We start from the raw sequence: 15426 nt of genomic DNA, 5'->3' as shown, positions 1-15426 counted from the left end.
CGGATTGTGAATAAAGTACTTCACAGAAACGGGCAATTTGTCCGAATGAACACAACAAAGGAATCACCCATGAGCAAAGTATTAGTTCTGAAGTCCAGCATCCTGGCAGGTTACTCTCAGTCAAATCAGCTGTCTGACTATTTCGTTGAACAATGGCGTGAAGAGCATAGCGCAGATGAAATCACCGTGCGTGATTTAGCTGCAAACCCAATCCCGGTATTGGATGGCGAGTTGGTTGGTGCACTGCGTCCAAGCGATGCCCCACTGTCTCCACGTCAGCAAGAAGCGCTGGCGCTGTCTGACGAACTGATTGCTGAGCTGAAAGCTCACGATGTGATTGTGATCAACGCACCAATGTACAACTTCAACATTCCAACACAGTTGAAGAACTATTTCGACCTGGTTGCACGTGCTGGTGTGACTTTCCGTTACACCGAAAAAGGCCCAGAAGGCCTGGTTACCGGTAAACGTGCTGTGGTTCTGACCAGCCGTGGCGGTATTCATAAAGATACCCCAACCGATCTGCTGGTTCCGTATCTGAACATTTTCCTGGGCTTTATCGGTATTACCGATGTGAACTACGTGTTCGCTGAAGGTATTGCTTACGGCCCTGAAGTGGCGACTAAAGCACAATCTGACGCGAAAGCGGCGATTGATAGCATCGTTACTGCTTAATCGTTCGATATTAATTTTTGAAAACGGCAAACGTCATGTTTGCCGTTTTTATTTTTATAACAACATAAAGATCAATAAGAACGCCGAGACTAAAAAAGAAAGCCCAAACCACTCTGTATAAAGCAATGCAAAAGCGAACAAGCAATTCATCACCCACCAAAGGAAAATGCGCTTGCGCAGTCCACTCCAGTCATATTGTGGGTAACAGAGTCGTAGAATAAAAATAGTTAATGTTGTCAGAATAATCAAAACGTTGTCATCCTTGAAACGCAGGCACAGTCAGTGAATGAACACTGTATAAGCTGATTATGAACGGAATAAATTTCAAGCAATATTAACTGTCTGGAAATTGTTTTGCAATTAGTGTTAATTAATTCTAATAAATAAAAATAAGCACGTTAAATCAATGATTTGAATTTAATTAAACAGGAATGAATAACTTTAATATATACAACTTGAACAATGTATTCACGAAACAAATTATATCGAGATGAATATTAACGGGGAATAAATCAGAAGTGGAATATAAGAGAGGCGGTTTAAAACCGCCTCTCTTTGGTAACATAATTAGCCGATTAATGGCTGGGCTGTCTTCTCAACCAACGCCAGCAGAAGTTTAATATCTTCCAGCGTTACGGTTGGGTTCAGCAATGTCATTTTCAGACAGGTCACGCCGTTGTGCTCGGTCACACCCACGTTCGCACGGCCAGAATCCAGCAGAGCATCACCGATTTTCTGGTTCAGCAGCGCAATGGCTGCGTCATCGCTGCCAGCCAGTTGTTCAGGACGGAAACGGAACAGCACGCTCGCCAGTTGTGGTTTCATCACCAGTTCCAGAGACGGTTGTTCAGTCACGTACTGCGCAACTTGCTGCGCAAGCGTCACACCGTGGTCGATGATCGCGGCATATTGCTTCTGACCTAACGCTTCGAGGCCCATCCACAGTTTCAGCGCATCGAAACGACGAGTGGTCTGCAAAGATTTAGATACCAGATTCGGTACGCCAGCCGCTTCATCGAACTCAGAGTTCAGATAAGCCGCCTGGTAGCGCATCAATTCATAGTGACGTGCCTCTTTGAGCAAGAATGCACCGCAGCTGATGGTCTGGAAGTATTGCTTATGGAAGTCCAGGGTAATGGAATCCACTAATTCAATACCGTCCAGATAGTCACGGTACTTCTCGGACATCAGCAATGCCCCGCCCCACGCCGCATCAACGTGCACCCAAATCTGGTGCTGCGCCGCAAGGGCTGCGATTTCACGCAGTGGGTCGATAGCGCCCGCATCAGTGGTACCGGCAGTCGCGACAATTGCCAGGATTTGCTCGCCGTTGGCCTGAGCTTGTGCCACTTTCTCGCGCAGATCGTTAATATCCATACGCGCGAACTCGTCAGTTTTCACCAACGTCACGGACTGATAACCAAGGCCCATCAAAGCCATGTTTTTCTGCACGGAGAAGTGTGCATGTTCAGAACACAGGACTTTAATCTTACGCAGATCGCCAACCAGGCCATCTTGTTGGATGGAATGACCCTGACGCGCAAAGAACGCATCACGCGCCAGCATCAGGCCCATCAGGTTGCTCTGAGTGCCGCCGCTGGTGAATACGCCTGCGTCGCCAGCCTGATAACCAACCTGAGCACGCAGCCATTCAATCAGCTTCATCTCGATGATGGTGGCTGACGGGCTTTGGTCCCAGGAGTCCATGCTCTGGTTAGTGGCGTTGATCAGCACTTCTGCCGCCTGGCTGATAACCAGACTTGGGCAATGCAAGTGCGCAACACACTGCGGGTGATGCACTGACAGACTGTCTTTTAAGAAAAACTCAATCGCACGTTCAATAGCGACCTGGTTGCCCAGGCCCTGAGGATTGAAATCCAGCTGAATGCGCTCGCGCAATTCAGTCACGGATTTACCCTGATACATCTCAGGTTGCTGTAGCCATTGCACAACAGCCGCGCTGGTCTGTGCAATCGCCTGCTGGTAGGCTTCAGTGCTTTCGGCTGAGCCTGCCAGAATTGGGTTTAGTTCGGACATCAGGTCACTCACTCCACTCAAACAGGTTTGATGCCAGACGCCAGCAGCGCTTGCTCAAACTTATCGAGGAAAATAGCCAGCTCATCGTTGGTGATAAGCAGGGATGGCAGCAGACGCAGTACGCAACCATTACGACCACCGCGCTCCAGAATCAGGCCAGCTTTGAAGCAGTTTTTCTGCAACAGTGCGGACAGTTCTGGATCAGACGGGTAGCAACCCATGTGATCTTGCGCTTCGTTTGGTTTAACAATCTCGATACCGATCATTAAGCCCAGACCACGAACCTGGCCGATAACCGGGTAACGTTTTTGCAGGTTAGCCAGTTGGCCTTTCAGCCATTCGCCCTGTGCGGCAACTTTGTCAGCAATCTTGTTTTCAGTCAGATGCTTCAGTGTTGTCAGGCCGGTTGCCATCGCCAGTTGGTTACCACGGAATGTACCGGTGTGGTGACCTGGTGACCATGCATCGAATTCTTTCTTAATGCCCAATACAGCCAGTGGCAAGCCACCGCCCACTGCTTTAGACATAACGATGATGTCTGGCTCAATACCGGCGTGCTCGTAAGCAAACAGTTTACCGGTACGGCAGAAGCCAGCCTGGACTTCATCAATAATCAACAGAATGCCGTGCTCTTTAGTGACTTTACGGATGCGCTGCAACCATTCGGCAGGTGCCGGGTTAACGCCGCCTTCACCCTGAACCGCTTCCAGAATGACAGCCGCAGGTTTGCGCACGCCACTCTCAACGTCGTTGATCAGGTTTTCGAAGTAGTAAGTTAATGCTTTAACGCCAGCTTCACCGCCAATACCCAGTGGGCAGCGGTACTGATGCGGGTAAGGCATGAACTGGACTTCTGGCATCATGCCGTCAACCGCTTCTTTCGGAGACAGGTTACCTGTTACAGAAAGTGCGCCATGCGTCATGCCATGGTAGCCGCCAGAGAAGCTGATAATGCCTGCACGGCCTGTGACTTTCTTAGCCAGTTTCAGCGCCGCTTCAACCGCATCCGCACCGGATGGGCCAGTGAATTGCAGGCAATACTCTTTACCCTGTCCTGGCAATAAAGAGAGAAGATATTCAGAGAACTGATCTTTCAACGGAGTTGTCAGATCCAAAGTATGTAACGGCAAGCCGCTGGTAATGACGTTTTGGATGCTTTGCAGCACATCAGGGTGATTATGACCAAGGGCAAGCGTACCTGCACCAGCCAGACAATCAAGATATTGATTATTCTCCACATCGGTGATCCAAACGCCGTTTGCCTGAGCGATAGCTAAAGGCAGTTTGCGCGGATAACTCCTGACATTCGATTCAAATTCAGCCTGTCGGGCCAAATAGGTTTCATTGTTACCATTTAATGAATTAGCACCTAAACTATCAATACGGACTTTATCCGTCATCATATCTCTCCCACAACTGCCGATTCGTTAATCAGCCGTTGAATAATTAAATGTAGAAAAACTGACCACTCTGTAAAAAACGCCGTCAATATAGGTTCTTTTCTCTCTCTACTCAATATTTTATTTTATTAATGTCTGTATGTTGTCTTAATGTTTTTATCTTGTACTTATTTTATGAAAATCAGTGCGTTATATAATCAACAGCCGTTAACTCTGCCAAATCATGTTCGAGCGGAGTTAAAATCTGGATATGGGGTTTTTGCGGCAGGATCTTTCTTGGAAGGGTAAACACTTATAAACATTAAGAGATATATTTTGAACAATATAAAGCTCTGTTATAGGCATATTATTATTTACGCATCCACTGCCCATTTATTCCACGGACATACTCACCCGCTTGCGCGCGTGCCACTAACTTCTGCCCTGCCAGCTCCGCAACCTGATTTGCCGAGATGTTATTGCTATCTGCCAGCTTCTGATAATTTTGTGAACGCGCTTCGTTGATACTTTTTACCAGGGCCAGCGTCTCTTTATCTTGTTTAATCGGCGCAATATAACCGCTATAGGTTTCACCTACGCGCCCTTGCTGACGCGCCTCGGTGAGCGTCAACGCCATAACCTGCTGGCTCATCAACAAGCTCGTCAATAAAACAGCCTTGAGGATAGTTTTCATCAGGCTCACTCCTGGCCGAACAGATCACTGCGGTTTTTAAGCAGGGTTTCAACGTCTTTATCTACCTTAATATGAATCTCATGCTCAATTTTTACGTTCATATTAATGGTGATAGGTTCCTTGGGTGCGGCGACTTCAATACGCGGCGTGCATCCCGTCAGGGTGGCAAACCCTAAAATCATGAGCGTGGCGATGACGATTTTCATTGTGTTTCCTCACAAGCTTTATCCCGTGTCTGACAACGCACATCCGGCAATTCGGTATGTTGCTCAAGCCAGGTTTGCAAATTATCCCCAAAACGCAAACTGCGCCAAAGCGTAAAGAGGTTTTCCTGATGGCTATAGTTCAGCCGAACCGCATTCCTTTTCCCTTCAACCTGGCTTATGCCCTGCACATTCGCCTGCAAAGTTAGCACGCCCAGATTATCTAAATTGATATGGGTCCAGGAATGAGAAATTTCCATATATCGCAACCAGTTAACCGCAACACCTGCGGCAATATTGTTTTCGACAATGGCATCCGCCATGTCTTTATCCAACCTTAACGTCAACGGCCCAGGGTTGGTTAGCCAGCCATCTTTAATGATCCACTGCGGATGGTTGAGCCACAGAGGTAGCGCCCCGTTAACGCGCCCGGACATGGTAAATTGTTTAGGATTGACCGCCGTCACCAATTCACTCGAAGAGATGTTCTCTAAGCGTAGCAAGGCGGCGTCGTGCTGTGGCAGGCGGAGCTGCTGCACACGAAGTTTTCCGCCAAGAATATCGACATTCACGTTACTGAGCATCAGCGGCTGCGCTTCGCTCCACGGATACCAGCCTTCAAGATCGGCGGTTATATTGGTGGAGCTGAATTGGTTTTTAACTTCGGCAATGCGCAGCGTGACCGGGCCGTCCGTTCCCAATTGCCACGTGCTATGGCTAAAGCGAAACGGCAGCACAAAATCGACGCCATTAATCTGGTTATCGGGCATCCAGACGCTGCCGTTTTTCACCACGCCATGACCACCAGCTTCAAACCCCTGCCCGGCAGCCGCGGAAAAGGCGACCTGCGAATACAGCGTTCCCTCTTTTAAGGTCATCTTCCAGTCGGCGGGGATAAGCGGCTGGAACACGGTCAGGCCCTGCTGCGGCCACCACGCATTGCCTCGCAGGCGCTCGCCATCCCAGCGGCCATTCACACGCACCGGGCCAATCGCCCCCGCGTGTAAGTCTCCTTTATACTGGAACGAAGTCGGGTCTTCGCCGTTCACGCTGAACGTTAATATTGAAGGAGGGAGCGTGCTGCCGCCGCTAAAAGTAGTTTCTCCGGCGTTTAGCGTGAATGTTCCATCAAACGACGGCGCATTCCCGGCGCGTTGCCAGTGCAATGGTTTTTCCAGTTTCAGGCGCGGTTGAGTAACTAACATCGAGCCATACTGAAGTTTATCAAACCCTGTGGAAAGCGAGCTGAGTTCGATAACGCTATCGCGCCATTCACCCTGACCACGCACATCCCACTTCGCCTGCATCGGCTTGAACTCGCCATTACCCCAGTATTTCCAGCGCCACAATCCGGCATCGGGTAAAAAGTTGTCCGCTCGCCCATCCAGATGAAGCACGAAACTTCCCATCTCGTTTTCATGAGCGCGAACAATCGCCTGCAAACGCCCATCCACACCTTGCTGCGAGACACTGACACCCGCCAGCGGCCAACGAATTTCATCCACATCTATAGAATCAATAACCCGGCCACGTGAACGTAAAAGCGCGCCAGGGCGGAACAGCAGTTTCGGGTCGGCAATGGCACCGCTAATTTCCCCTGGCAACATCGCGTAAAACACCATCCCATTTTGCTTTGCCTCACCGGTTAACTGTACCGGCAATGCGCTGTTTTCGAGGCTGAGTTTCCCTGGGCCAATATTGAGCACCGCATTGCCTTTACCCGCGCTGCCCTGAGTGATGACGTTCATCCGACCGCTGATCACCGCGTTTTCCAGCCCCTTCTTCCAGTCATCCACCCGCAGGGCAACCCCACCACGCAACGGGAAACCGGCATGCGGCCAGAACCACTGTCCACCATTCACTTCAAAAATGTTTTCACTGATTGCCCACGGTAGACTGAGCAGCGCTTCGGCGGAGCCAGGTTTAGACACGATAAAGGTGCCCTCTTCTTCACTCCAGTCCAGCACCAGATCCACCAGTTCAGGCTCCTGCGGAATGCGCAACTTCGTGGATAAATGCCCCTGTTCCGGCACTCCATCAGTCATTAACGGCAGTGTGACGGTTCCGGCTAACTCCAGCGGTTCCATGCCCGCCAATGCCTGAATTTTTAGCTTTTTCAGTTCCAGTATTTGACCGTTCAACTGCGCATCAACATTTATTGATGGCCCATCGTAATGCAGAGATTGTTGCTGGGGAGTCAACGCCAGACGCAAAGCGCCGGAGAACTGTTGAAACGGGGTCACATTGACCCTATCTATAGTTAACAAGCTTTCAGGCAGCAATGATTGCCACTCTTGCAAAGAGCGAGGTGCCGCAGGTGCGGAGGCGTCAGACGGAATTTTACTCAGGCAATCAACGTTCAGATTCAGCGTGTTCAGATGGATGCGCCAGCGTTTTGGGTGACTGAGCGTGGCGTCTTTGAGGGTGGCGAGTTCACAATCCCCGGCGAGGTAGCGCAGATCGGGCACCAGAATGGCACCCCGGGCAAAACGTGGGCTGGCCTCCATGGCGATTCGCGTCCCTTGCGGCAGCCAAATTCCGGCAAGCGTCGGTAGCCAATGGGCTATAGTCATCAAGAGCGTTAGTGGCAACAGAATGAGTATCAGCACCAGTGCAATAATGGCTTTATATTTACCCTTCATGGGTGGTTAATATCCTGATTCAGCGACAATTTAAGCCGACATATGAGATGATTCTTGCATGATTCGGACCGGGCGTGAAGGTCGTGTCTGATTTAAGCTTAGCTAACCTTCAGTCAGCAGCAGAATTATGTCGCTAAAAATAAATTTTAAAATTTGTAAGAATTTTTTAAGCGTGGTAATTTTACACTAATATCATTCTGGAGATAAGTCCCATGAAACTCGCAGTGTATAGCACAAAACAGTACGACAAAAAGTATCTGGAGCAGGTTAACAATGAATATGGCTTCTCTCTTGAATTTTATGACTTCTTACTAACCGAAAAAACAGCCAAAACTGCTCATGGCTGTGACGGGGTGTGTATCTTCGTTAATGACGACGGTAGCCGTCCGGTTCTCGAAGAGCTTAAAAAGCAAGGTGTGAAGTTTATCGCGCTGCGCTGCGCGGGCTTTAACAACGTCGATCTCGACGCGGCCAAAGAACTCGGCTTGCCTGTCGTGCGCGTTCCAGCCTATTCCCCTGAAGCGGTCGCCGAGCACGCCATCGGTATGATGATGTGCCTGAACCGTCGTATTCACCGCGCTTATCAACGTACCCGTGATGCCAACTTCTCACTCGAAGGGCTGACCGGCTTTACCATGTACGGTAAAACGGCAGGTGTCATTGGTACCGGTAAAATTGGCATCGCAACGCTGCGAATTTTGAAAGGTTTTGGTATGCGTTTGTTGGCATTCGACCCATACCCAAGTGCTGCAGCGCTTGAGCTTGGCGTGGAATACGTCGATTTGCCGACGCTGTTCGCGCAGTCAGATGTGATTTCCCTGCACTGCCCGCTGACGCCGGAAAACTACCATTTACTTAACCATGCAGCGTTTGATCAAATGAAAGATGGCGTGATGGTGATCAACACCAGCCGTGGTGGTTTGATTGATTCCCAGGCAGCAATTGATGCGCTGAAAAACCAAAAAATTGGTGCGCTGGGCATGGACGTCTATGAAAACGAACGCGATTTATTCTTCGAGGATAAATCAAATGACGTGATTCAGGATGACGTGTTCCGTCGCCTGTCAGCCTGCCACAACGTGCTGTTTACCGGGCATCAGGCATTCCTGACAGCAGAAGCGTTGACCAGCATTTCCGAAACAACGCTGGAAAACCTGCGTCAGTTAGAGAATGGCGAGCCTTGTGTTAATCAGGTGAACTAATGGGATCTGGATTCCTGCCAGGCAGGAGAAGGTTCCGTTCACTAGACGATTAGTGTTCTCTGTAATCACCGAAACGGTGAACGCGCAAAGGGTGCTACCGCTGTACTGAACCCCAAAACCTGGACACGTAGTTTATTGCTGTATTTCCATCTGAGTCCGGTACTCTACCGGACTCACTCCACCCGTTTTCAGACTAATACGCTCATTGTTATAATAATTAATATAATCAATAACATCTCGTTTGAGCACTTCCACAGAGTCATATCGTTTCCTGTGGTACATCTCCGCTTTCAGATGACTGAAAAAGTTTTCCATTACGGCATTATCCAGGCAATTACCCTTCCTTGACATGCTTTGCGTTACCCCGCCATCTGCCAGCATCGCCCGCCACATCAGCGTTTTATAATGCCAGCCCTGATCACTGTGAAGTATGAGTCCTTTTTTCCGGTAGTTCACCTTCAGTGCATCATCCAGCATTTTGCATACCAGACGCTGAGACGGGCTGCGCGACGTATGCCAGGCCACGATTTCATGGCTATACAGATCCTGGACAACCGACAGATAAAGCTTATGCTCTCCGGCCCGGAACTCCGTGACATCTGTACACCATTTCATGCCGCTGCTTTCCGCTTTGAAGTTACGGGCCAGCAGATTATCTGAAGCTGGTCCGCCACCGGGCATGTACGAGCGATACTTTTTGCGGCGAATGTGGCAGGTCAGGCCGTGCTGCTTCATGAGTTTGCGGACTGTCTTATGGTTCAGCGTAAAACCTTCTTTTCTCAACGCCAGCGTCATACGCCGGTAACCGTAGCGCCCCATATGACGCACATTAATGGCCATGATAGCCCGCACAATACCAGCATATCTGTCGGTTTCCGCTGCAGGCTTCGTGGCATTGTAATAGTACGAACTCCGCGCCAGTCGGGCTGCACGGAGCAGAAAAACAAGCCGGTGCGCGGGTAACAGTGACTGCACTATTTTTGTTTTTTCTGCTGCTCCCTGAGGGCATTTTCCTCTCTCAGGGCTTTCAGCTTTTTTAGATAAGCGTTTTCCGCACGCAGATATTCGAGCTCTTCCTGCAGTTCAGCGTGGGTCATCTCACAGAAGGGTTTTGAGCCAGGAGGGGATTTTGCTTTGGGCACAGAGACTCCTTTTTTAACAGGATGAAGCGCCTCCGCCCCTCCTTCACGGTAACGCTTCAACCATTGCTGGATGAGCGTTTCATTAGGAATGGCGAAGTGCGCAGAAGCTTCGGCACTGCTGCATTTGTGTTTCATCATGTAGCGAATAACCCCGAGCCTGAAGTCCTGAGTATAAGTGCGGGAAAGTCGGTGCTCCAGCCCGGCTTCGCCTTGCTGCCTGAATGCACGGATCCATCGACCCAGGGGCGATTTTCCGACACCAAACAAAAGGGCTGTTTCATTGAGTGTCCCTTTTCGGGAAAGATAATACTGAACGGCAGACAGCCGGACTGAGACAGGATATTTCATGGTTTGAACCTCAAGATACTGGATACAAAGATCCAGGATCTGGGGTTCAGTACAACCGCAGCACCCTTCGCAATCCCGGCTCCCGGTCTTTAAATCGCCGCTGCGCGGTAAACCTCCGTTTTTCCTTTCAGTCCCTGGGTCGGTTTAGACCTTGTTCCCGGTATAAATTGCCCCAGTGTTCCCCATAAGTCAGGGTTGAGTTGCCGGGAGCAGCGAAAGTGAGCGATCGCCGGGAGCGAATCGCGAACGACCCTGAACGTTGGGGATAAGCTGGGGTTTACCGCGTAGCGGCAATTTAATGACCGGGCGCCAGGATTATCAAGGAGAGGGCGTTCTCTCCTTGATACGTTCACCGTTCACTGAACAGTCTGGGATCGAATAACGTTCAGGTGAACGGAAAACAGCGAGGCTTATCGATCAGAGCCTCAGCATCAGGATGGCTTTAAGAATATCCTTATAATAATCAGATATAATTTTGATATAGTCATTCAACTCATTGATGAACTGAATAACTTAGGGAAAAGAAGATGAAAAAATTAGCTTCACTGGCTCTGGCTGCAATGGTACTGGCCGGTTGCGCACAATCGAACGAGAAATCCACTGTCACCGCGCAAGATCTGCAACACCATCGTTATATTCTGCAAAGCGTTGATGGCAAGCCGTTAACGGGCATTGATCGCACGCCGGAACTGAGCTTCGGTGAAAATATGCATGTTTCAGGTGCGATGTGTAACCGCTTTATGGGCCAGGCCACACTTGAAGACGGCACTCTGAAAGCGAAAGGTCTGGGAATGACCATGATGATGTGTGCCGAGCCGCAGCTTAACGGGCTTGACCATATGATTAACGATATGCTGACCAGCGGCGCAAAAGTGGATTTAGCCCCGCAACAGCTGACGCTGAAAACCAGCCAGCATACTTTAGTTTATAAACTGGCCGACCTGGTCAACTAGATCTGATGAGCTAGTACGTTCCACATGTTCCGGCGGCAAGCGCGTTTTCACTACAACGTTTGCCGTTGGGCATCGCACACATACCAATAGCCGAACCATCCAGCTGACGAGCAACACTCAGCGTCCCACCAATCATTGCACAACTTGCTTCACCCTGATTCGACATTGCCGCACGCATTCCAGGTGGAACGTGGGCCGCCGTGGCTTGTTGCGGTGGTTCATTACTACATGCCGACAATAAAATTGCCGCACAACCGGCTAAAAACGCAGCGCGCATGACTCTACTCCCCCTAAACGTTGCAAAACCCAAGAATCATAAGCGCAGGCGTTAGGTTCCGTCGAGGCCGTAAAGCCATAAAATGTGTGTGATTTTGCAAAGCAGATCACTTTATTGCGCAAAACATCACCAATTACTCTTTTTACAACCTCAATCAAAGCGCAACGCAAGACACAAAAGCGAAAATCACCTTTTGTGTCCTTTGCTAGAATTAAAAGATTATTCTTCGACTCGCGCAAGCATGCGGGTCATTTCAGTTCTTATTGCGCAATGTAAGGGTGTTCTCATGATCACAACTGACGGCAATGGTGCAGTCGCGTCTGTCGCGTTTCGTGCCAGCGAAGTAATTGCCATCTACCCGATAACTCCCAGCTCCACCATGGCAGAACTTGCCGATGCGTGGTCCGGGGACGGGCGCAAAAACGTCTGGGGCGATACGCCTCGCGTGGTAGAAATGCAGTCCGAAGCAGGTGCCATCGCCGCCGTTCACGGCGCTCTGCAAACCGGCGCGCTCTCCACCTCGTTCACTTCATCGCAGGGTTTACTGCTGATGATCCCAACACTCTACAAACTGGCCGGGCAGCTCACGCCGTTTGTATTGCATGTCGCGGCGCGAACGGTTGCGACTCACGCCCTTTCGATTTTCGGCGACCATTCCGATGTGATGGCCATTCGCCAGACGGGCTGCGCCATGCTGTGTGCCAGCAGCGTACAAGAAGCTCAAGACTTCGCGCTGATTTCACACATTGCGACACTCAAAAGCCGTGTGCCATTTATTCATTTCTTCGATGGTTTCCGCACTTCGCATGAAATCAACAAAATCGTCCCGCTGGCCGACAGCACCCTTCTGGAACTGCTGCCGCAAAAAGAGATTGATGAACACCGCGCCCGGGCATTAAACCCAGAGCACCCTGTGATTCGCGGGACTTCCGCCAACCCGGATACCTATTTCCAGTCTCGCGAAGCCAGCAACCTGTGGTACGACGCGGTTTACCAACACGTTGAGCAGGCGATGGACAGCTTTGCCGCAGCCACTGGCCGCCAGTATCGCCCGTTTGAATACTACGGCCACCCGCAAGCCGAACGCGTGATTATCCTGATGGGCTCCGCCATTGGTACGTGCGAGGAAGTGGTTGATGAACTCCTGACGCGCGGCGAAAAAGTAGGCGTGCTGAAAGTTCGCCTGTTCCGCCCTTTCTCCGCCGACCATTTGCTGGAAGTGTTGCCAGAAAGCGCGCGTCAGATTGCTGTGCTCGACCGCACCAAAGAACCGGGTGCACTCGCAGAACCGCTGTATCTTGATGTAATGACCTCTCTTGCCGAAGCCTTTAACCGTGCCGAGCGCGAAACGCTGCCGCGCGTGATTGGCGGGCGTTACGGTCTGTCTTCGAAAGAGTTTGGCCCGGATTGCGTGCTGGCGGTGTTCAACGAACTGACACAGGCCAAACCGCGCCCGCGCTTTACCGTCGGTATTTACGACGACGTGACCAATCTTTCTTTGCCGTTGCCAGAAAACACCCTGCCCAACCGCGCCAAACTCGAAGCGCTGTTTTACGGCCTGGGCAGCGATGGCAGCGTGTCAGCGACCAAAAACAACATCAAGATTATCGGTAACTCGACGCCGTTTTACACCCAGGGTTATTTCGTCTATGACTCGAAAAAAGCGGGCGGTCTGACGGTTTCGCATCTGCGCGTCAGTGAACAACCGATTAATTCCACCTACCTGATTGATAAAGCTGATTTTGTCGGCTGCCACCAGTTGCAGTTTATCGACAAATATCAAATGGCCGAACGCCTGAAACCCGGCGGCATTTTCCTGCTCAACACGCCGTATGGCGCGGATGAAGTGTGGCACCGACTGCCGCAAGAAGTTCAGGCGGTGCTGAACCAGAAAAAAGCGCGTTTCTTCGTGGTGAATGCGGCGAAAATCGCCCGTGAATGCCAGTTGGGTGCGCGTATCAACACCGTCATGCAGATGGCGTTCTTCCATCTCACCCACATTCTGCCGGGCGACAGCGCGCTGGCTGAGTTGCAAGGTGCCATCGCCAAAAGCTACAGCAGCAAAGGCCAGGAACTGGTTGAGCGCAACTGGCAGGCGCTGGCGTTAGCGCGTGAATCGCTCGCCGAAGTCACGCTGCAAGAAGTCAACGAAACCAGCCCGATGCGCCCGCCGGTCGTTTCTGATGCCGCGCCAGATTTCGTCAAAACCGTCACCGCCGCCATGCTCGCAGGCCTTGGCGACGCGCTGCCGGTTTCCGCACTGCCGCCTGACGGCACCTGGCCGATGGGCACTACGCAGTGGGAAAAACGCAACATCGCCGAAGAAATTCCCATCTGGAAACCGGACATTTGTACCCAGTGTAACCACTGCGTCGCCGCCTGCCCGCACTCTGCAATTCGTGCCAAAGTCGTGCAGCCAGAAGAGATGGAAAACGCCCCTGCCGCACTGCAATCACTGGATGTGAAATCCCGCGATATGCGCGGTCAGAAATACGTGTTGCAGGTGGCACCGGAAGATTGCACCGGCTGTAATTTGTGCGTCGAAGTTTGCCCGGCGAAAGACCGCCAGAACCCAGAAATCAAGGCCATCAATATGATGTCGCGCCTTGAGCATGTGGAAGAAGAAAAAGAGAATTACGACTTCTTCCTCCAATTGCCGGAAATGGATCGCACCAGCCTCGAACGCATTGATATTCGTACTTCGCAGCTGCTGCAACCGCTGTTTGAATATTCAGGCGCGTGTTCCGGCTGTGGCGAAACGCCGTACATTAAATTGCTGACGCAGCTGTATGGCGACCGTATGTTGATTGCCAACGCCACCGGTTGCTCGTCAATTTATGGCGGTAACTTGCCTTCTACGCCGTACACCACCGATGGCAACGGACGCGGCCCGGCGTGGGCAAACTCACTGTTTGAAGATAACGCCGAATTTGGCCTCGGTTTCCGCCTAACCGTTGACCAGCACCGCGCCCGCGTGATGCGTCTGGTGGATAAATTTGCTGACCAACTGCCCGCCGAACTTAATGAGCAGCTTCACACCGAAGCCACGCCAGAAGTTCGCCGCGAACAGGTTATCGAACTGCGCAAACATCTGGCAAATATCGACGACCCGGACGCTCGCCAGCTCCTCACCGACGCCGACGCGATGGTTGATAAATCTATCTGGCTGATTGGGGGCGACGGCTGGGCGTATGACATCGGTTTCGGCGGCCTGGATCACGTGTTAAGCCTGACCGAAAACGTCAATATTCTGGTGCTCGATACGCAGTGTTATTCCAACACTGGCGGCCAGGCATCGAAAGCCACACCATTGGGTGCGGTAACTAAATTCGGCGAACACGGCAAGCGTAAAGCGCGTAAAGATCTCGGTGTCAGCATGATGATGTACGGGCATGTTTATGTGGCGCAGATTTCACTCGGCGCACAGCTTAACCAGACGGTGAAAGCCATTCAGGAAGCCGAAGCGTATCCGGGGCCGTCGCTAATTATTGCTTACAGCCCTTGCGAAGAGCACGGTTACGACCTCGCACTGAGCCATGACCAAATGCGCCAGCTCACCGCCACCGGCTTCTGGCCGCTGTATCGCTTCGACCCGCGTCGTGCGGATGAAGGCAAACTGCCACTGGCTTTGGATTCTCGTCCGCCGTCTGATGCGCTGGCCGATACGCTAATGAAAGAACAGCGTTTCCGCCGCCTGAATGCGCAGCAACCGGAAGTCGCTGAGCAACTGTCGAAAGACGCCGCCGTCGATTTGCAAAAACGCTATGATTTCCTGGCGCAAATGGCCGGGAAAGCGGAAAAAACCGATAGCGAGTAACCGCTAAACGTCACGCTCATCAGTCATCTGGTGAGCGTGACGCTTCTTTCAGATAAA

The 15426-nt window shown here is 51.2% G+C and carries 11 protein-coding genes; 4 read left to right on the top strand and 7 right to left on the bottom strand.

Going from position 1 to position 15426, the window contains the following annotated elements; translation table 11 throughout:
* Window positions 1-69: 69 nt before the first annotated feature.
* Window positions 70-675 carry an FMN-dependent NADH-azoreductase gene (gene azoR / locus AC0IWZ_RS09390; RefSeq protein ID WP_034495243.1) on the top strand — a complete coding sequence of 202 codons (606 nt, stop codon included), beginning with the start codon at window positions 70-72 and terminating at the stop codon, window positions 673-675.
* A gap of 567 nt (window positions 676-1242) precedes the next feature.
* Here azoR and AC0IWZ_RS09385 read toward each other — a convergent pair.
* The 5 genes from AC0IWZ_RS09385 to AC0IWZ_RS09365 form a co-directional block, all read right to left on the bottom strand.
* Window positions 1243-2712 (bottom strand): pyridoxal phosphate-dependent decarboxylase family protein, encoded by a 1470-nt coding sequence (locus AC0IWZ_RS09385; RefSeq protein ID WP_034495242.1) that lies wholly within the window; start codon window positions 2710-2712, stop codon window positions 1243-1245.
* A gap of 17 nt (window positions 2713-2729) precedes the next feature.
* Window positions 2730-4115, bottom strand: a complete 1386-nt coding sequence (locus tag AC0IWZ_RS09380) for a diaminobutyrate--2-oxoglutarate transaminase (protein ID WP_259267180.1) — start codon at window positions 4113-4115, stop codon at window positions 2730-2732.
* 346 nt (window positions 4116-4461) lie between these two features.
* Complete coding sequence (locus tag AC0IWZ_RS09375) at window positions 4462-4788, bottom strand: YdbL family probable chaperone protein (protein WP_259267281.1); 327 nt, start codon at window positions 4786-4788, stop codon at window positions 4462-4464.
* A gap of 2 nt (window positions 4789-4790) precedes the next feature.
* Window positions 4791-4991: a YnbE family lipoprotein gene (locus AC0IWZ_RS09370; RefSeq protein ID WP_034495239.1), complete on the bottom strand. Its 201-nt coding sequence runs from the start codon at window positions 4989-4991 to the stop codon at window positions 4791-4793.
* The gene (locus AC0IWZ_RS09365; RefSeq protein WP_471677494.1) at window positions 4988-7630 is read right to left on the bottom strand and encodes a YdbH family protein; all 2643 of its coding nucleotides are present in this window, start codon (window positions 7628-7630) and stop codon (window positions 4988-4990) included. Before AC0IWZ_RS09365 ends, AC0IWZ_RS09370 begins: the two co-directional genes overlap by 4 nt.
* A 212-nt stretch (window positions 7631-7842) precedes the next feature.
* On the opposite strand from AC0IWZ_RS09365, the gene AC0IWZ_RS09360 reads away from it, so the two are divergent.
* Window positions 7843-8832: a 2-hydroxyacid dehydrogenase gene (locus AC0IWZ_RS09360; RefSeq protein ID WP_034495235.1), complete on the top strand. Its 990-nt coding sequence runs from the start codon at window positions 7843-7845 to the stop codon at window positions 8830-8832.
* Between the two features lie 132 nt (window positions 8833-8964).
* Here AC0IWZ_RS09360 and AC0IWZ_RS09355 read toward each other — a convergent pair.
* Window positions 8965-10322, bottom strand: a protein-coding gene (locus tag AC0IWZ_RS09355; protein ID WP_471677313.1) for an IS3 family transposase whose coding sequence is annotated in 2 segments (ribosomal slippage) — window positions 8965-9872 and window positions 9872-10322 — 1359 coding nt in all. Because the reading frame shifts where the segments join, the coding sequence is not laid out codon by codon here.
* A gap of 527 nt (window positions 10323-10849) precedes the next feature.
* On the opposite strand from AC0IWZ_RS09355, the gene hslJ reads away from it, so the two are divergent.
* Complete coding sequence (gene hslJ, locus AC0IWZ_RS09350) at window positions 10850-11275, top strand: heat shock protein HslJ (protein ID WP_471677495.1); 426 nt, start codon at window positions 10850-10852, stop codon at window positions 11273-11275.
* A 10-nt stretch (window positions 11276-11285) separates the two neighbouring features.
* On the opposite strand, the gene AC0IWZ_RS09345 is transcribed toward hslJ, so the two are convergent.
* Entirely contained in the window at window positions 11286-11552 is a 267-nt protein-coding gene (locus AC0IWZ_RS09345) for a putative hemolysin (protein ID WP_034495231.1), read from the bottom strand.
* A 286-nt stretch (window positions 11553-11838) separates the two neighbouring features.
* On the opposite strand from AC0IWZ_RS09345, the gene nifJ reads away from it, so the two are divergent.
* A complete protein-coding gene (nifJ, locus tag AC0IWZ_RS09340) occupies window positions 11839-15369 on the top strand; it encodes a pyruvate:ferredoxin (flavodoxin) oxidoreductase (RefSeq protein WP_471677496.1) in 3531 nt (1176 codons plus the stop codon).
* Window positions 15370-15426: the final 57 nt, after the last annotated feature.

The sequence above is a fragment of the Buttiauxella sp. AC142 genome (assembly GCF_979253435.1).
This window is presented reverse-complemented; position numbering and strand designations above follow the sequence as displayed.